Annotated in this window: 17 protein-coding genes; 8 read left to right on the plus strand and 9 right to left on the minus strand. The window is 65.1% G+C overall.

The window, feature by feature from the left end:
* Positions 1–27: 27 nt before the first annotated feature.
* From AC4AMJ_RS28585 to AC4AMJ_RS28595, 3 genes are all read right to left on the minus strand, one after another.
* Positions 28–1137 (minus strand): NAD(P)-dependent alcohol dehydrogenase, encoded by a 1110-nt coding sequence (locus AC4AMJ_RS28585; RefSeq protein WP_489916366.1) that lies wholly within the window; start codon positions 1135–1137, stop codon positions 28–30.
* Between the two features lie 608 nt (positions 1138–1745).
* The gene (locus AC4AMJ_RS28590; RefSeq protein ID WP_489916368.1) at positions 1746–2984 is read right to left on the minus strand and encodes an NAD(P)/FAD-dependent oxidoreductase; all 1239 of its coding nucleotides are present in this window, start codon (positions 2982–2984) and stop codon (positions 1746–1748) included.
* Positions 2981–4312, minus strand: coding sequence for a cytochrome P450 (locus AC4AMJ_RS28595; RefSeq protein WP_489897710.1), 1332 nt, complete (start codon positions 4310–4312; stop codon positions 2981–2983). The genes AC4AMJ_RS28590 and AC4AMJ_RS28595 overlap by 4 nt, the downstream gene beginning before the upstream one ends.
* A 259-nt stretch (positions 4313–4571) precedes the next feature.
* On the opposite strand from AC4AMJ_RS28595, the gene AC4AMJ_RS28600 reads away from it, so the two are divergent.
* Positions 4572–4889 (plus strand): 2Fe-2S iron-sulfur cluster-binding protein, encoded by a 318-nt coding sequence (locus tag AC4AMJ_RS28600; RefSeq protein ID WP_489897709.1) that lies wholly within the window; start codon positions 4572–4574, stop codon positions 4887–4889.
* A gap of 7 nt (positions 4890–4896) precedes the next feature.
* On the opposite strand, the gene AC4AMJ_RS28605 is transcribed toward AC4AMJ_RS28600, so the two are convergent.
* From AC4AMJ_RS28605 to AC4AMJ_RS28615, 3 genes are all read right to left on the minus strand, one after another.
* Complete coding sequence (locus tag AC4AMJ_RS28605) at positions 4897–5637, minus strand: helix-turn-helix transcriptional regulator (protein ID WP_489916370.1); 741 nt, start codon at positions 5635–5637, stop codon at positions 4897–4899.
* The gene (locus AC4AMJ_RS28610; protein ID WP_489916372.1) at positions 5634–6509 is read right to left on the minus strand and encodes a helix-turn-helix transcriptional regulator; all 876 of its coding nucleotides are present in this window, start codon (positions 6507–6509) and stop codon (positions 5634–5636) included. Before AC4AMJ_RS28610 ends, AC4AMJ_RS28605 begins: the two co-directional genes overlap by 4 nt.
* Before the next feature lie 76 nt (positions 6510–6585).
* Positions 6586–8040, minus strand: a complete 1455-nt coding sequence (locus tag AC4AMJ_RS28615) for an aldehyde dehydrogenase (protein WP_489916374.1) — start codon at positions 8038–8040, stop codon at positions 6586–6588.
* A 288-nt stretch (positions 8041–8328) separates the two neighbouring features.
* Between AC4AMJ_RS28615 and AC4AMJ_RS28620 the strand changes: the two genes are divergently transcribed.
* From AC4AMJ_RS28620 to AC4AMJ_RS28635, 4 genes are all read left to right on the plus strand, one after another.
* Positions 8329–10023 carry an AMP-binding protein gene (locus AC4AMJ_RS28620; RefSeq protein WP_489897705.1) on the plus strand — a complete coding sequence of 565 codons (1695 nt, stop codon included), beginning with the start codon at positions 8329–8331 and terminating at the stop codon, positions 10021–10023.
* Positions 10024–10028: 5 nt separating this feature from the next.
* Positions 10029–10340: a hypothetical protein gene (locus tag AC4AMJ_RS28625; protein ID WP_489916376.1), complete on the plus strand. Its 312-nt coding sequence runs from the start codon at positions 10029–10031 to the stop codon at positions 10338–10340.
* A 223-nt stretch (positions 10341–10563) separates the two neighbouring features.
* A complete protein-coding gene (locus AC4AMJ_RS28630) occupies positions 10564–10815 on the plus strand; it encodes a PaaI family thioesterase (protein WP_489918541.1) in 252 nt (83 codons plus the stop codon).
* A gap of 4 nt (positions 10816–10819) precedes the next feature.
* Positions 10820–11797 carry a quinone oxidoreductase family protein gene (locus AC4AMJ_RS28635; protein WP_489916378.1) on the plus strand — a complete coding sequence of 326 codons (978 nt, stop codon included), beginning with the start codon at positions 10820–10822 and terminating at the stop codon, positions 11795–11797.
* A 9-nt stretch (positions 11798–11806) separates the two neighbouring features.
* On the opposite strand, the gene AC4AMJ_RS28640 is transcribed toward AC4AMJ_RS28635, so the two are convergent.
* Genes AC4AMJ_RS28640 through AC4AMJ_RS28650 form a run of 3 tightly spaced genes read right to left on the minus strand, consistent with a single transcriptional unit; the run spans position 11807 to position 13609 of the window.
* Positions 11807–12685 carry an alpha/beta fold hydrolase gene (locus tag AC4AMJ_RS28640; RefSeq protein ID WP_489916380.1) on the minus strand — a complete coding sequence of 293 codons (879 nt, stop codon included), beginning with the start codon at positions 12683–12685 and terminating at the stop codon, positions 11807–11809.
* Positions 12686–12731: 46 nt separating this feature from the next.
* Entirely contained in the window at positions 12732–13148 is a 417-nt protein-coding gene (locus AC4AMJ_RS28645) for a MaoC/PaaZ C-terminal domain-containing protein (protein ID WP_489897701.1), read from the minus strand.
* Positions 13145–13609: an FAS1-like dehydratase domain-containing protein gene (locus AC4AMJ_RS28650; protein WP_489916382.1), complete on the minus strand. Its 465-nt coding sequence runs from the start codon at positions 13607–13609 to the stop codon at positions 13145–13147. The genes AC4AMJ_RS28645 and AC4AMJ_RS28650 overlap by 4 nt, the downstream gene beginning before the upstream one ends.
* Before the next feature lie 66 nt (positions 13610–13675).
* Between AC4AMJ_RS28650 and AC4AMJ_RS28655 the strand changes: the two genes are divergently transcribed.
* The 3 genes from AC4AMJ_RS28655 to AC4AMJ_RS28665 are packed head-to-tail and all read left to right on the plus strand — an operon-like array spanning position 13676 to position 17927.
* Entirely contained in the window at positions 13676–14860 is a 1185-nt protein-coding gene (locus AC4AMJ_RS28655) for an acyl-CoA dehydrogenase family protein (RefSeq protein WP_489897699.1), read from the plus strand.
* A 13-nt stretch (positions 14861–14873) separates the two neighbouring features.
* Positions 14874–16850 (plus strand): AMP-binding protein, encoded by a 1977-nt coding sequence (locus AC4AMJ_RS28660; RefSeq protein WP_489916384.1) that lies wholly within the window; start codon positions 14874–14876, stop codon positions 16848–16850.
* A 9-nt stretch (positions 16851–16859) separates the two neighbouring features.
* On the plus strand, positions 16860–17927 hold the full coding sequence (locus tag AC4AMJ_RS28665) for an acyl-CoA dehydrogenase family protein (RefSeq protein ID WP_489916386.1): 1068 nt from the start codon (positions 16860–16862) through the stop codon (positions 17925–17927).
* Positions 17928–17981: the final 54 nt, after the last annotated feature.

The following is a 17981-nucleotide window of genomic DNA, read 5'->3' on the forward strand; positions in this document are numbered from 1 at the left end:
CGGGTACCTCATTCAGATCGGACAGTTCTAATCGGCATCGAACACGAGGACCGGCTTGACGATCGAGCCATCGTGCTGGGCTGCCACGGCCGTGTTGATGTCATCGAAGCGGAAAGTGCTGACGAGCTTGTCGAGGGGTAGTCGACCGTCCTTGTACAGCTCGACCAGCTCTGGGATGAATTCATCAGGCACACTGTCACCCTCGATGATCCCGGTGACGGTCAGCCCGAGGGTGAGGGCGGCGATGATGTTGAGGGTGATGGCGCCGGTCGGATCCGACGGCACACCGATCAGTCCTACGGTGCCGCGAACCGCTGTCGCGCCGATCAATGCTTCGACCACGGCGGGGATGCCGGTGGTGTCGACCACATAGTCGACACCCTTCGGTGCGATCGCCCGCACCTGCTCGGTGAGATCGCCGACGGCGGGGTCGATGGCATGCGTCGCGCCGAGTTCGATGGCGAGGTCGCGGCGCTTCTGGTTCGGCTCGACGACAATGATGGTGGCGCAATCCTGTATCACCGCGCCGATGGCGGCTGAGAGGCCCACCGATCCGCCACCGGCGATGGCGATCGTCGATCCTTTCTCGGTCGCCAGCGAACGCATGACCGCTCCGACGCCCGTCTGCACGCCGCATCCGAGAGGTGCAAGAAACTCGAACGGGATGTCGTCGTCGATCTTGACGACGTTGCGTTCGTTGGCCGACGAGCTCCGGGCGAAGGACGACTGGCCGAAGAACATCCCGCCCACCGGCTTGCCGTCCACGCTCAGCGGTGTGCTGCCGTCTTTACGGACCCCGCTGTAGTTCATCTCGTTGAAGTTCTCGCAGTAGGACTGGCGTCCGGTGGTGCAGGTGGTGCACTCACCGCAACTGTTGAAGGTGACGCCCACCTTGTCGCCGACGGCCACTTTGGTCACTCCGTCGCCGATGGCCAGCACGGTGCCTGCACCCTCGTGACCGGCCACGCCGGGGAATGCCAACGGGAGGACACCGTCGCGGGCCGCGAGGTCGGTGTGGCAGATACCGACCGCGACGATCTGTACGAGCACCTCGCCGGCGCGCGGTTCGTCGATGTCTATGTCGGCAATCGTGAAGTCGCTTCCGGGCGCGGTCAGCAACGCGGCTTGTGTTTTCATGGCTTGCTCCTGTTGTTGGTGTCTTGATCCCGATCGAGCTCCCGGACCGGGTGTGTGTATCTCCTGCTCCCTGAGCAGATCGGACCGAGTGTCTGAATCCCCTGCTCCGTGAGGGCGGTGTGTCTGAATTCCTGATCCCTGAATGGCCTCCGAGTTCGAGTGTCTGAATCCACGCTCTCTGAAGAGCTTCCGAGTTTGAGTGTTCGAATCACGCTCTCTGAGTGTGAGGAGCTTTTGAGTGTGAGTGTTTGCATTCACGCTCTCTGAGTCTGAGGAGCTTTTGAGTGTGAGTGTTTGCATTCACGCTCTCTGAGTCTGAGGAGCTTTTGAGTGTGAGTGTTTGCATTCACGCTCTCTGAGGAGCCTCCGAGCTTGCGAGGATGCGTCACGAAGGGCCGCCCTTCGTGACGCTCGCAAGCTCGCTCCTCAGGGGTCGGGTTGTTCGCGAGTTCGCTCCTGAGGGACCGGGTTGTTCGCGAGTTCGCTCCTGAGGAGTCGGGTTTTGTGTGCGGGCTCGCTTCTTCGGGGGTCGGGTTTTCTTCGCAAGTTCGCTCCTCTGCGGTCGCGTGGCGGCGTTTGTGGCTCCTGCCGACTAGCCGGATCACGGTTCAGGTGATCGCGGCCGGCGTGGCAACGATGTCGCGTAACGACACGGTGGGGTCCGCTAGCCGGTCGGGATCGACTGCAGTCCGCGCCGAGATGAACTTCCTACCGGCCATGAAGTCACCGGGTGAGTTCGCGGTTTCCACTGCAACCACGGTGTTCTCGGCGTTGACGTGGAACAACCCGAACGAGTCCGGCTTCTTGCCGGGGCGGGCGACAACCCGGCAGCCCGGTGCCATCAGGCCGGCGATCTTGAGCTTCAGATCGAACTGATCCGACCAGAACCACGGGACCTCGGGGTCGGGGTGCTCACTCCCGAGGAGGGCGGCGGTGACCTGGCGCGCCTGCTCGGTGGCGTTCGGGATGGATTCCAGCCGAACCAGATCCGCTGCGCCCTGCACGGGGCGACGGGCGACATCGCCGATCGCGAACACCGTAGGATCACTGGTGCGGCACTGGGCATCGACGATGACCCCGTTGTCACAGGCCAATCCGGCCCGGTTCGCGAGCTCGTCATTCGGGACGGCACCGACCCCGACGAGAACCGTGGTGGCCTCGATGAGCGTGCCGCCGGCCAGTTCGACACCAGACGCCGAGCCGCCGTCGGCACGAATCGCCGAGATCTGCGCGGAGACCCGGATGTCGGTGCCGTGATTGCGGTGGTAGCGACTGAGTCGTTCCGACAATTCGGGGCTGGCAACGCGAGCCAACACACGGTTCTCGCGCTCGACGATCGTGACCGGGATGTCCACCGACCGCGCGACCGAGGCGACCTCCATGCCCACGTAACCTCCACCGACGATGGCCAACGGTCCCCGACTGTTCAGAGCGCTGCCGAGAGCACGTGCATCGTCGAGCGTCCGCAACGTCAGTACCCCTGCGGCCTCGACACCCGGAATCGGAAGAAGTCGGGGTGTTGATCCGGTGGCGAGCACGAGTGCGCGGTAGCCCAGCGTCGACCCGTCCGATAGCTCGATGCGCATCGACGGTCGATCAATGCTCACCGCGCTGACCGAGCGCCGGAAGTCGATAGCGTTCTCTGCGTAGAACTCTGCGGGCCGCAGTAGCTGGTGCGCCTCGTCGCCACCGAACTTCTTCGACAGCGGCGGGCGATGGTACGGATGGTGCGCTTCGGCACCGACCAGTACGACCGGCCCATCATAGCCGGACTGGCGCAACAGAGCGGCGAGCCCTGCTCCGCCGTGCCCGGCGCCGACGACGACAATCGGGTCCGTGATGCTCATCGACTGCTGAACTCCAACTCGACCGGCATGTTCTTCAGCCCGCCCACGAAGTTGGTCTGAATGAACTTCGTGTTCCCGGCGAGCTGCACGTTCCTCAGATGGGGAAGCAAAGCCTCGAACATGATGCGCAGCTCGATCTTGGCGAGGTGCTGTCCGATGCACATGTGCGGTCCGTATCCGAAGGCGATGTGCCGGTTGGGACGTCGGTCGATGTTGAACACATCGGGCTCGTCGAACACCTCGGCGTCGCGATTGCCGGACTGATACAGGAGCATGAAGCGATCGCCCGGCTGGATCGAGCGGCCCCGCAGCTCGTAAGGTTCGAGCGCGGTACGCATGAAATGCTTGACCGGCGACGCCCATCGCAGGGACTCGTTGACGAGGTTGGGCACCAACGAGAGATCGCCCTGCAGGCGTTCGAGAAGTCCGGGGTTCTGCGCTATCGCGTGGATTCCGCCGGCCATCGTCGACGACGTGGTGTCGTGGCCCGCGGTGGCGATCGCGATGAAGTAGCCGTAGGCGACCTCTTTCGCGAAGTACTCGCCGTCGGCGTCCTTTGCCACAGAGATGATAGACGCGAGATCGCCGGTGGGATTCGCACGCCGATCCATCAGCAACTTGTCGAAATAGGCGTAGAAGTCCTGGATCGTCGCGACCCACTGCTTGGCGGCGGCATCGGGTGTCAGCGGTTCCACGTCGGCGCGGGCGGCATCGGGGTCGGCAGTACCGAAGAACTCCTGCGTCAGCGCCATCATCCGCGGTTCGTCGGATTCCGGCACGCCGAACAGACTCATGATCACGTGCAGTGGGTACTGCAGGGCGAAGTCCTTGACGAAGTCGATCTTCCCGTCGGTGGTGAGCAGTCGGTCGACCGACTCACGTGCGAGGGTCCGGATCGTGTCCTCCCACTGCTTGAGGTTGTTGGGACGGAACCAGTCGGCGGCGATGTCCTTGATGGCCGTGTGTTCCGGCGGGTCGAGGTAGGTCAACGTCTCCAGGATTCGCAGGCTGCCGTTGTTGATCGACTTGGTGAACGCGTCACCGGCCTGGTTGGCCAGGATCGGGTTGAACTTGCCCTTGTCGTCACCCCCCGCGCTGGTGAAGATCTGCGGTTGCCGTTCGATCTCCATGATGTCGGCGTGCTTGCTCACCAGAAAGATCGGGTCGTAGCCGTCGACCTGTGCAACGCCGAGAGGATTGTTCTCGCGCAGCCAGCGGTAGGCCTCGAAGAGGCGTGCGTCATCGCGATGTCCTTCCGGGAGCACGATCTGTTGCGCCACGTCATCGGGAATGATCAGGTCGGCGGGGGATTGCGCGGTGGAGGTCATGAGCGTCCTATCTCGTGCGTCACACTGGGCGGGAACGTGATCCAGTGTGTGCGCTGGGTCACGCTCCGCTCATCACCCTGACGGGGTAACCCGGCTGTCCAAAGAGGTATCTCTCAGCGAGACCTCACTGCGGCACGTGCGTATCCCTCTGACGGGCAGACGATTACACCGAAGTGGTGATGCGCCCGAGCCGGTGAAAGGCCGACGATGAGCGTGAGGCCACACACCTCGCACAGCCTTCACAATCGAGGAGACAGCCATGGCACGCGTCATCTACCATCTGCCGGACGGCACCGAAGAGACCATTGATGTCCCGGCCGGCCAGAGCGTGATGGACGGATCGGTTCGCAACAACCTTCCCGGAATCGTCGCCGAATGCGGCGGAAGCTGTTCCTGCGCGACATGCCATGTCTATCTGGATGATTCGATGTCGGATGGCTTCGACCCACCCACCGATGAGGAGATCGAGCTGGTCGAGTTCCTCGAAGCGGTGCGCCCGAACTCGCGGTTGTCGTGCCAGCTGATCGTCGCCGATCAGGACGAAGTGCATGTCGAGGTCGTCGACTCGTCCGCGTAGCGGTCGATCAGCCGGACCTGGCGATGAGTTCGGCACGGTTGCTCGCCCCCATTTTCCGCAAGATGTGCTTGACGTGGGTCTTCACCGTCTCGACCGACAGCGTGTGCGCTTCCGCAATGGTCGCGTTGGACGCGCCGCGAAGCAGGTCCTCCAGGATGTCACGTTCACGATCGGTGAGAAGTGCTGCGGTGGAGGCGAACTCCGCGGCACGGTCCGGGCCGTCCGCCCGGCTCTCGCTGCTTCCGAGTTGTTTGATCTGGTCGCCGAGCGACCGGAGACGGGACTCCTGCTCATGCAACCGCTCCTCACTCTCCATCCGCTCCGCGGTCGCTGCCGCGATGTCGATGAGGAGCAGCACGGTCTCGTGGTCGGCTTGTTCGACCGAACCGTCGATCACCACCAAGTTCCGAGAACCGGCGGTGGGGAGATCGACGACGGTCACACACCCGTGCCGCACGGACCCGTCGATGCCCGTCACACGATGCCACGTGACCATGTCGGTGGGCCCCGAAGACATTGCGACGGCCACCTGCTGGAGGCTTAGCTGCGATGGTTGTCCGCCGGACTCGTGACGTGCGACCTCGCGGATCGCCGTATGGTCCACCTCGGCGAGGAGGACGGTGCCCGACCCGGTGATGACACTCATTGCCCGGCAAAAAGAACCGGCCAGGTCGTTGCGGTCCGTCGCGTCCATGACCGCTGCCAGGGCGCGTTCGACGCGCTCCGGCAGAACGGGGTCTGCGCTCACGCCTGCTGCAGGGGGCCGGGCCGACGCTCTCGAAAGAGGGCGGCGGCCTGGGCCCGTGACTGCACCCCGAGCTTTGCAAAGATACGTCGGACGTGGGCTTTCACCGTGCCATCCGAGATGAACAGTTTCGCTGCGATCTCACGGTTGGTCGCGCCGTCGGCCAGCAAGCGCAGGACCTCTTCCTCCCGCTCACTGAGCAGTTCGCGGACGGGGATGTCCTCGCTGCGAGAGGAGGTGTTGTCCTCCTCGGCTCCTCGGTGAAACGTCGGTCGCGGACCGTCGTCGACCGTCATCACCGCGCCGACCAGGTCACGCAGTGCGTGTTGTTGCAGGTCCATCTGTCGGCGATGCAGTGTGGTGGCCATGATCAGGCCGGAGATCCGGGCCGCCATGAGAAGCGCGCGAACGTCCTCATCGGTGATGCTGTCACGGTTTCGATCCACATGAAGAATCGCAACCGTCCGCCGGTCCACGAGAATCGGCGCCGCCGCGTATGCGGCAGGATCTGACAGATCGATCAGCGGACGGTACGCCTCACGGTGATACGCCCGTCGATTCAGGACATAGGGCCGACGAAACCGCACGAGGTCCGCCTCGCGCGGCGCGCGGAGCAACGGCACCGGAGTGCCGTTCACCGCGTTACGCAACTCGCGATAGCCGTCCTCGAGCTCGGGCGACACATGGACATACTGCGGCGCCCACGACGAGCCATCGACCCACGAGAACATCGCCTTCGAGAATCCCAAGCCGGTACAGGCTTCTTCACAGGTCACCGACGCGATGGTGGCTTGATCTGCATCGCGCAACCGTGACAGAAATCGGCGAAGTCCCCCCGCGGGGGACGCATCGCCATCGGTATCGATTGCCATCATCGGTTGACTCACTCCATTGACCTCATGCTGTGACGCGCACCACAGTCTAGCGGATCGACAGTAGTCAACGACGGCCTCAGCCGACCGGCGGCAGGTACACCGTGTGCAGGTGCTGGAAGGTGTGCAGGCCCTCGGGTCCGAGTTCGCGACCCATTCCGCTGCTCTTGATCCCGCCGAACGGGGCGACAGGGTCGTTCGAGTAGTGGTTCACTCCGACGGTGCCGGACTTCACCCGCGCGGCCAGATCGGCGGCGCGTTCGACGTCCGAAGACCAGACCGAACCGCCCAGACCGTACTCGCTGTCGTTGGCGATCGCGAGTGCCTCGGCCTCGTCGGCAAACGGGATGACACTGAGGACAGGGCCGAAGATTTCCTCACGCGCGATCGTGGCGGTGTTGTCCAGGTCGGCGAACACCGTCGGTTCGACGAAGAATCCGGTGTCGAGACCAGTCGGTCGCCCACCGCCGGTGGTCAGTCGCGCGCCCTCGCTCTTGCCCTTGGCGATGTAGCCTTCGACACGATCGCGCTGTCGGGCCGACACCAGGGGGCCGATCTTGGTCTCCGGGTTCAGGGGGTCGCCGATCGTCAGCGACTTGGCCAGGTCGGTGATGGTGTCGACCACCTCGCCGTAGCGTGACTGGGGGGCGAGCACGCGGGTGTTGAGCCAGCAGATCTGACCGTTGTTCAGGAACGTCACACCGAAGAGCGACTCGAGTGAGGCGTCGAGGTCCACGTCGTCGAGCAGGATGGCTGCGGACTTGCCCCCGAGCTCCAGGGTGACCGGACGTAGGAGTCGACCGCAGGCCTCGGCGATCGTTCGTCCGGCGGCCGTCGACCCGGTGAACGACACCTTGTCGACACCGGGGTGTTCCACCAGGTAGGCGCCGATCTCACGCCCGCCGGGGACCACGTTGAGGACGCCGGCCGGAAGCCCTGACGCAACTGCGGCCTCGGCCATGAGGAAGGCATCGAGGACCGTCTCCTCGGCCGGCTTGAGCACCACTGTGCATCCGGCGGCGAGCGCCGGGGCGAGCTTCAGGAAGGAGATGGCCTGCGGCACGTTCCACGGCACCACCGCGCCGACAACGCCGACCGGTTGACGGGTGACCCGTGCGGTGCCGCCCAGCATCCCGGCCCGCTCGTCGACGGCCGGCGAATCGACCATCATCTGGCTGAAGTAGCGCAACAGGACGGCCGGGAAACCGCCCTCGAACTGTTCGGCCAGCCAGATCGGCATGCCGTTCTGGATTGACACACGTCGCGCGGTCTCGGCCGCGCGGGACTCGAGTTCGGTGGCGAAGCGATCCAATGCTTCGGCGCGCTGTTTGGGGTGCCAGGTGGACCATCCGTCGGGATCGTCGAAGGCGCGACGGGCGGCGGTGATGGCGTTGTCGATATCCGCGGTGGATGCCGCGGGCACGCTGCCGATTCCTTGCTCGGTGGTCGGCGACGTCACGCTGATCGTGCTGGTGGTCGCCGGGCTCTGCCAGGCCCCATCGATGTAGAACTCGCGATAGTCGATGGTTGTCATCTCGCTCCTCGTCTGGTCTGCGACGCGCCGTCTGTTCGGTGGCCGATGGGTGTGAACGGCGTCACTCATAGGTTTGCCCAGGACTCACGAAATTTCAATGGTTAGTTTGGTCGTACCGATAAATATCACTCCTCCGATTCGGCGGTTACCCCGTCGGGGTGATTTCCACTGACCTTCGGGTGCCCGTGCCACGCCGCGTGTCCAATTGAATGCGCGAAGCGGTTGCATTATTCGGTCCGACCATTCTAACCTTTGGACATACACGTGATCGATGTGACGGAGGACACCATGACCGGCGAGCGGAATCTCGGCAGGTACACGCAGGAGCGGATCGATGAGTATTACGCGGCCGGACAGTGGGCCGACGAGAACTTCACTGAGCTCCTGCGCTCACGGGCCGCGGCCTACCCTGGCAAGATCTTCGTGACCGACGGCACCTACTCGCTGACGTTCGCGGACCTCTACGACACCTCGCAGCGACTCGCGCTCGGCTTGCATCGGCGTGGCTTACAGGCCGGTGACCGGGTCGCGGTTCAACTTCCCAACTGGGCGGCATTCGTGGTGGTCGCCGCCGCACTGGCGCGCATCGGGGTGGTGATGGTGCCGATCATGCCCATCTACCGCAAGGACGAGGTGTCGCATGTGGTGGCGGACGCATCGATCCGGATGGCCATCGCGCCGGCCGAATTCAAGGGGTTCGACTACGCCTCCATGTTCGACGAGATCCGGGGCGAATCTGCAAGCCTGGAGTCGATCGTCTCCGTACGCGCGGCAGAGTCCGCGCGTACGTCACTGGCCGAGCGTGGCATCGACGTCTTCGAGGATCTGCTTGTCGAGGACGTCGACTCCGCTGACGTGGACGCGGAACTGAACTTCCGAGCCCATCCCGATGATCCATTCGTCATCGTCTACACCTCGGGCACGACGTCTCGACCGAAGGGCTGCGTCCACACCTTCAACACGTACGCATCGGGAGCTCGGGCCCTGGCCGTCGCTTTCGGGCACTCCGAGGCCGACGTACAGTTCGGCCCGTCGCCGATCACCCATACCACCGGGCTGGTGACCAGCGTCCTGATCCCGCTGTTGGCCGGCGCGGCCACCCACGTGATGGCGGAATGGAATCCGGCGAAGGGTCTCGAAGAGATCCAGACATACGGTTGTACCGCGGCGGTCACGGCGACCACCTTTCTTCAGACGCTCATGGCCGCGGCGGACGAGCATCCCGAGGCAGATCTGTCGTCGTTACGGGTGTGGACTTGCGCGGGCTCGCCGATCCCCGCATCCGTTGTCGAGAACGCCAAGTCGAAGCTTCCTGCCGCCGCGATACTTTCGCTGTACGGGCGTAGCGAGAACCTGTCGACCACCACCTGCACCGTTGAGGACGATCCGAAGCGCGCGATCACCTCCGACGGCGCGGCGTTACCGGGGGCCGAGGTGCAGGTGGTGGGGCCCGATGGGCTCGAGGTGCCGCGCGGGACCGAGGGGGACATCGCCTACCGTGGCCCGTCCCACATGGTCGAGTATTTGAACCGCCCGGAGGAGACGGCGGAACTCTATACGCCGGAGGGGTTCTCGCGGTCAGGAGATCTCGGTGTCATGGACGCGGACGGCTTCGTCCGGGTGACCGGTCGAACCAAGGACATCGTCATCCGCGGCGGAATGAACATCAGCGTTCGCGAGGTCGAGGACAAGTTGGCCGACCATCCGGATCTGGTGGCCTTGGCGGTCGTCGGAATGCCCGACGAGAAACTCGGCGAGAAGGTGTGCTGCTATGTGGTCGCCAAGGATGGGCATGCTGCGCCCAACGTCGACGAACTGCGTTCATATCTCACCGATCGCGGCGTCGCGATCCAGAAGACTCCCGAGCGCGTGATCGCGATTGACGAGTTGCCGATGACCGCGACCGGTAAGATCCAGAAGCACGTGTTGCGCAAAAGGGTTGCTGCAGAGATCGATCAGCCCACGGCTGCCGGCGCGCGTTGAGCCGGATGCCGACACAGACGGCCGAGTTCGTCGTCTCGGGAGCCGAGGCGCTGCTTCGGGTCAGACCGGTCGAGCTGAGTGCGGATCGGGCCGAACTGTCGATCGGGTCGGGACCGTGGTTGCGTGACCCGGTGGCAGGTTTGAGCCGCGGGTCGCTGGGTGTGGCCCTCGACGACGCAACCGGGTACGTGGTCGCATCCGGGACCGAAGAGGGCAAATGGCCGGTCAGCCTTTCCATCCGCGTCGACTTCCTCGCCGACCCTCCGGTCGACGGGTCATCGATGGCCGTCACCGGCGAACTGGTTGCCCTCAAATGACCGGGGCGGCACGACCCGAGGTGCTGTAGTAGATCACGTCGGCCGTCCACTCGCCCTGGTCACCCAGCGCTCGCATTTGGTGGCCGTCGACTCGCGTCCGACAAGTTCCGGGCTGAACTTCGACCTGCCGTCGGACGACGTGACGGTGCGGGATGCCCTCGGGTTCAGGGGCTCGACCGCCGGTGTCGTCGAGCTACCTCCGTCGTCTCTGGCGGCCAACGGCATGGGCAACGTACATGGCGGCGTCCTTATCTGCGGAGCGGAGTTCGCGGCCATGTCCGCGATCGACGCTGGGGGTGTCCTCCGCACCACCAGCATCGACATCGCCTATATACGACCCGGAGATGCAAGCGGCACAACGGTATTCCGATCCGAGGTCCTCCACCGAGGGCGATCACTGGCGGTGTGCCGAGTCGAGGCCGTCAACGAGTCGGGCAAGCCGTGTGCAGTCGCGACCGTGATCGTGCAAAGGTGAGGGCGTGAAGGCGATAGTCATGGCGGAGTTCGGTGGACCCGAGGTCCTGGTTCCACGGGACGTCGAGGAGCCGGTCGCGCGACCGGGCTGGGTCACCATCCGGGTCCAGGCGAGCGCACTGAATTGGCACGACGTACTCGTGCGCCGCGGGCAGTACCGTTCGCCGCTGCCGCACACACCCGGCGCCGACGGTGCGGGCACTCGCACGGACACCGGAGAAGACGTGGTGATTCTGCCGTCACTCTTCTGGGGCGACCGACGCGATGCGCCGTCGGCGGAGTTCGAGATCCTAGGGGATCACACCCCGGGAACCTATGCGGAGTATGTCAGTGTGCCCGAGGAATGCCTGGCTCCGCGCCCCGACGGCTACTCGTGGGAGCAGGCGGCTGCCCTGCCGCTCGTCGGGGTGACGTCGTATCGCGCACTCGTGACCCGGGCCGGCCTGCGCCAGGGTGAATCGTTGCTGATCATCGGTGCCGGTGGAGGAGTCGCGACGATGGCACTCTCGCTGGCGAATGCACTCGGGGCAATCACGACCGTCACGGGATCGACGCCCGAGAAACTCGACCGTGCGCGCGCCGCCGGTGCTGCCGGCGGGGTCCTGCACACCGACGAGGACTGGCCGCGGCTGGCGAAGGGACTCTCGCCCGACGGTGCCGGATTCGATGTGATCCTCGATCCGGTGGGACTCTGGAGCCACTCGGTGCGTGCACTTCGGCCGGGAGGCAGGCTCGTCGTTCTCGGGGCCAATGTGGCCGAGCACGTCAATCTTGACGTCCGGTCATTCTTCTTCGGTCAATACAGCCTGCTGGGGACCACCATGGGTGGTCCCGGGGACTTCAGTGGGCTGCTGGAGCTGATCGCCGGTGGTGGCGTCACGCCGCCGACCATCGCGTCCACTCTTCCGCTCGACGACGCAGCTGCCGCGCATCGACGTCTCGAAGCGGGCGCAGAATTCGGGAAGATCGTACTGGTCCGATAGGACGGGCCGTCAGGCCGACCGGTCGACCAGCCGTGCTTGCAGCCACCCGAGCAGATCGCCGATCACCTCGTCACGGTTGGTCTCGTTGAGCACCTCGTGGCGCGCATCGGGATACACCCTGGCCGTGACGTCGGTGAATCCGGCCCCACCGAACCGCTGGACCAGCGGATCAAACAGCGCCAGACCGGCATTCACCGGATCCTTGTCGCCCACGGCGAGGTAGATCGGCAGATTCCTGCGCACTCCGCCGAGCGCATCGGATGCCGCCAGCGCTCGCGCTCCCACGAACATCGCCCGCGTTCCGTCCTGATCGAGACCGAAGCCGCACAACGGGTCCGCGATGTACTCGTCGACAATCGCATCATCGCGACTGAGCCAGTCGTAGTCGGTGCGCGGTGGCTGGAACGGGGCGTTGAACATCGCCAGATCGAGCGGCGAGTCGAGGTCCAGTGCAGGCTCGAGGAGATCGAGGGCCGCGGTGCCGGTCAGGACGACCGCGTCAAAGAGCGCGCTGTCGTTCAACAAGGCCTGCTGCGATGCGAACGAACCCATACTGTGGGCGATCAGTGCGAGCGGCAGACCGGGCTCACGATCCCTGATGACACGCGCGAACTCACCGATGTCGGCCACCAGCGCGGGCCATCCGTCGGCACCGACGTGCCCGGGTTCGCCCTGCCCGATCGTCGCGCCGTGTCCGCGCTGGTCATAGCCGTACACAATGTAGCCGGCGTTGGTGAGAGTCTCGGCTACGTGGTGGTAGCGGAGGAGATGCTCACCCATGCCGTGCACCAGTTGGACGGCGGCGCTGGGAGCCTCTCGAGGCTCCCACACGTATCCGACCAGCGTGTCGCCGGTGCTGTCGGTGAAGTCGAAAGTCTTGCGGGACATTGCAACATCCTTGAGTCGGGGTGCTTCCTTGCCAGACGTCCGCAGACTACTCCGAGACCGCGGCCCTGACTCGAGCTTTGGCGGAGATGACGACGCGATCGGCAGATGATGCCATGAGGTCGAGCTCCGCGCTTCCATCGGCAGCGTTGACCGATACGACTGTTCCGGTGAGCTCGATGGTCTCACCGATGGCCAACGGCGACGCGAAGCGCACCGAGAGGGACAGCAGATGCTCGACGTGGACCGCGTCGGCGACCCACGCGGCCAGCATCCCGGCCTGCATCTGGCCCATGGATATGACGCCCGGCAATCCCGCACGCCGTGCGTAGTCGGCATCGTGGTGGAGGGGGTTGAAATCACCTCCGGCACCGGCGAATCTGACGATATCGGTCTGGGTGATGGGACCGATCGCTCGTGGCTCGAGCTCGTGACCGACCGTGAATGTGGTGAGAGAGCGGGTCATGATGCACCCCTTTCGATGAGCACTTCGCGTTGGGTGACAGCTCGTGCGCCGGCGGCGTCGACCCAGGAGGTTTCCAGGGTCACCAGACGCATGGTTCCGCCGCGCTTGCCCTCGCGGGTGGTGTCGTCGACGACACGCCGTGTGCCGGTGAGGTGATCCCCGGCAACCAGCGGTCGGTGATACTCCCACTCCACCGAGCCGACCACCACACGCTCGATCGCCAAGCCGAGTTGCCTGACGAACTCCTGCTGATTGCGGTCGTGCCCCGCGACGACCACATGCGTCGGCGTGGCCGGGATGCTGGTGAAGCCCGCCGACAATGCTGCGTCGGCGTCTGTGTGCACCGGGTCGGCGCTGTGCGTCGCCCGTGCGAACTCACGTACCTTGCCCGCTTCGATGTCAAAGGAAACCACGTCGAGTACCGGGTCCTTCGCCATCTCCTGTACCGGAGCCCTCGTCATCACGCCCTCCTAGATTTTTTGGTCTGACCTATTGTACCGTTGGTCCGTAACGAAGTGGAGGTTCAGATGGATCTGAGCGATTCGCCCGAGGAGGCCTTGTTCCGGGCTCGTGTCCGGGAGTGGTTGGTCGACACGCTGCCGGCACTGCCGTGGCCGGAGCCCTCGCGACTCGAGGACAAGCGCGGCTTCTGGTCTGTGTGGCAACAGAAGTTGTTCGACGCCGGGTTCGCGGGCCTGTCGTGGCCGACCGAGTTCGGCGGCGCCGGGGCCGATGCGAAGGTCAAGGCGATCTTCAACGAGGAGATGGATCGTGCGGGGGCTCCCGAGCGGCTGAACATCATCGGTGAGGATTTCGCGGGTCCGACGATCGTCGCGTTCGGCGACGATGAGCAGAAGCAGCGCTATCTGCAGCCGATCCTCACGGGCGAGGAGATCTGGTGCCAGTTGTTCTCCGAGCCCGAGTCCGGCTCTGATCTCGCATCACTGCGTACCAAGGCGACCAAGGTCGACGGCGGATGGAAGATCCAGGGCCAGAAGATCTGGACCTCACGGGCGCAGATCGCCGACAACGCGATCCTCTTGGCGCGCACGGGGGGCGGCGATCGACACAAGGGCATCACCTATTTCCTGCTGCCGATGGCCTCCGACGGGATCACGGTACGGCCACTCGAGCACATGCTCGGCGAGGCCGAGTTCAACGAGGTCTTCCTCGACGACGTGTTCGTGCCCGATTCGGCGGTGGTGGGCGAGGTCGATGGCGGATGGAAGGTGGCGATGGGCACCCTCGCCTTCGAGCGGGTCGGTATCGCCACCGGGCGTGTCAACACCACGCGTGCCGTCGGGGACCTGATCGAGCAGGTCAACCGCACCACCGATGACGACGGGAACCCGTTGACCGCACGCCCCGAGATCCGGCAGCGGATCGCCGACCTCTACGGGCGGGCACTGACGCACTATCTGATCGGCCAACGCGTGATCACCGGAGCGGCCTCCGGGCAGCCGCCCGGTCCGGTCACCTCCATCGGCAAGCTCTACTTCTGCCCGCTGGTCGAGGACATCGCCGACTTCGGACTCGAGCTCAGCGACTTCGGCGGTCAGTTCGGTCTGGCCGACGACGAGAGTGCCGACGCCGATCAGCAGCGGTGGCTACGGCTCGCCTACCAGGCCCGCGGCACCGCCATTGCAGGTGGTTCGACCTTCATCCAACGCAACATCGCGGCCGAGCGTGTGCTCGGAATGCCCCGCAGCTGAGAAAGGCGGCGTGATGAGCACCTACACGTGGAAACCGAGCAGCGACTACATCGAGAGCGCCAACGTCCTGCGGCTCGCCCGCAGCCATGGCATCGATTCCATCGACGATCTTCGTCGGCGGTCGACCGCCGACGTGTCGTGGTACTGGGATGCCGCGATCACCGACTTGGGCATCCCGTTCGCCACACCGTACGAGAAGGTTCTGGACACCTCCCGAGGTGTCGAGTTCCCCGACTGGTTCGTGGGAGGCACCTTCAACGCCGTCGACGCCTGCATCACCCGCTGGCTCGCCGACGGTGCCGACCGAGCTGCCATCGTCCACGAAGCCGAGGATCAGACCGTCCGCACGATGAGCTATCGCGAGCTCGCCGACCAGGTCGGACGGGTCGCCGCGGGACTGATCGACCTCGGTGTCGGCGAGGGCGATGCGGTGGCGATCTACCTGCCGATGATCCCGGAAGCCGTCGTCGCGCTGTATGCCGCGGCAGGCATCGGGGCCATTCTGGTGCCGCTCTTCTCCGGATTCGCGGCGCCGGCGATCGCGTCCCGACTCAACGACGCCCAGGTCAAGGCGGTCGTCGTCGCGGACGGCACCATCCGACGGGGTCGCACTGTCGGCATGTCCGATGAGTTGGCCAAGGCGCTGCCGAACACTCCGTCGGTCTCATCGGTCATCACCAACGACAACGTCGGCGGAGGATTCGACTTCGGCGACGCCGACGTATCCACGGTCTCCTGGGATGTCCTCGTCGACCCGGCGCGCGAACCGCACGACTTCCGGCCGTTCCCCGCGATGCAGACGCTCATGTTGGGGTACACCTCCGGAACCACGGGAAAACCCAAGGGCGCGGTGCACACTCACAGCGGCTTCACGGTCAAGGTCGCAACGGAGGTGGCGTACTCCTTCGACATCTCGGCGGGCGAGACGTTCTGCTGGATCACCGACATGGGCTGGGTCATGGGACCGTTGGCGGCCTTCGGCACCCATGCCAACGGTGCCACGCTCCTGCTGTACGAAGGTTCACCCGACGCGCCCGACACCTGTCGGCTGTGGGACCTGGCGCAACGTCACGGCGTGACCATGCTGGGCGTCTCGCCGACCCTGATTCGCGCCATCCGATCGACCCCGCAGGAGGAGATCGCGCAGCGCGACCTGTCCTCGGTGCGAGTGCTGGGTTCCACGGGTGAACCCTGGGATCCCGACTCCTATGACTGGCTCGCCGCCGAGGTGTTCGACGGACGGGTCCCCGTGATCAACTTCTCCGGCGGTACCGAGGTGGGGGGCTCGTTTCTCGCACCGTATCCGGTGGAGCCGATCCCGAGTTGCTCGCTGGGCGGCCCGTCGCTCGGTATGGACGTCGATGTCGTCGACGACGACGGAAAACCGTTGCGCGGCAGTATCGGTGAGCTCGTCTGTCGGCAGCCGTGGCCGGCCATGACCCGCGGGGTGTGGCGTGACCGTGAGCGGTACCTCAAATCGTATTGGACTACTTTTCCGGGGATCTGGTGTCACGGCGACTACGCCCTGATCGACGACGACGACCGGTGGTACATCCTCGGGAGGTCCGACGACGTGATGAACGTGGCGGGCAAACGACTCGCGCCCGCCGAGGTCGAATCGGTGCTCACGACCCATCCCGCCGTCGCCGAGGCGGCCGCGGTGGGCGTCCCGGACCCGAAGAAGGGCGAGACCGTGTGGGCCTTCTGGGTTCCGCGCGCCGGTGTCGCCACCGACGGGGTCTCCGACGAGTTGCGACACCTGGTGGCCACGGGCGTCGGGAAGCCGTTCGCGCCGGCGAAGGTGTGGCCCGTCGAGGCTTTGCCGAAAACCCGTTCCGCCAAGATCCTTCGCCGCGCCGTCCGCGCCGCGGCGATGGGCACCGATCCGGGCGACCTGTCGAGCGCGGAAAATCCCGAGGCCGTCGATGCCATTCGAGATGTCGTGCACGGCGCCGATCGAGAAGCCGTGCCGGGCACGGTTGTGAGCTGAGGAAAGCGCATGCACTGGGAACTGTCTGACGAACAGGAACTGTTCGCGTCATCACTGCGGGAATGGATCGCCGCGAAATTCCCCACCGACACGGTCCGTGAGCTGCAGGCGGCGTCTGACTCCACATCGTTCGCCGACGCATTGATCGGTGAAGGCTGGTGGGGGGTCGGATACTCCGAAGACGTGGGAGGCCAGGGCGGTGGGGTCCTCGAGCTCGCACTTGCGGCGCGCGAGTTCGGACGAGCCGCGGTCACCGACTCACGATGGCTCGCCGCCGCTCTGGTGGCGCCCTTGCTCAGCGACGACGAACTATCCGCACAACTGAGTGGTCAGCGCAGGTTCGCGGCTGTGGTGCGGGCCGATCGCATGCCCACATGGGCGCCACTGACGGTCACGGGCTCGACGATCACCGGTACCGTCCGGCACATCGTCGGCGCCGCCGACGCCGACGTCCTGATCGTCCCGGTCGACGGACCCGACGGACCGAGCTGGGCCCGGGTGGCTGCTGCGGACGCATCGATCTCAGCCGAGAATCTCCTCGACCGGTCACGCGCAGCGGCCATCGTCGAGTTCGCCGACGCTCCGATCGCCGACATCGTCGCGAGCGATCACACGGCGCTGTCGAGGACGTCGACGCTGGCGGGGGTCCTCATCGCCGCCGACGCGTTGGGCAGCGCCGAACGTATGCTCGATCTCGCCGTCGAGTACAGCAAGCAGCGCAAACAGTTCGGGCAGTTCATCGGTGGCTTCCAGGCGGTCAAGCATGCGGCGGCACAGATGTTGGTCGCCGTCGAGTCGTCGTACTCGATCGCGCTGTACGCCGCGGCTGCCGTGGATGCCCGCCTCGACGACGCCGACACGATTGCGGCGGTTGCCAAGGCGCAGGTCACCGCAGCGGTGGCCGATCTCGCCGAATCGGCGCTCACGGTCCATGGGGCCATCGGCTACACGTGGGAACACGATCTGCACCTGTTCTACAAGCGCGCCAAGCTCGACCGCACCCTGTACGGGACGCCGGGCACCTGGAACGAGCGGGTGGCCGCAACCCTGCTCGACGAGGCCGCAGAGATCAGCTGAAACAGCTCTTGGTTATTTGGTCAGTCCATTGGTATGGTTATCAGGACTGAGGAT

Source organism: Gordonia sp. LMA484 (genome assembly GCF_058129505.1).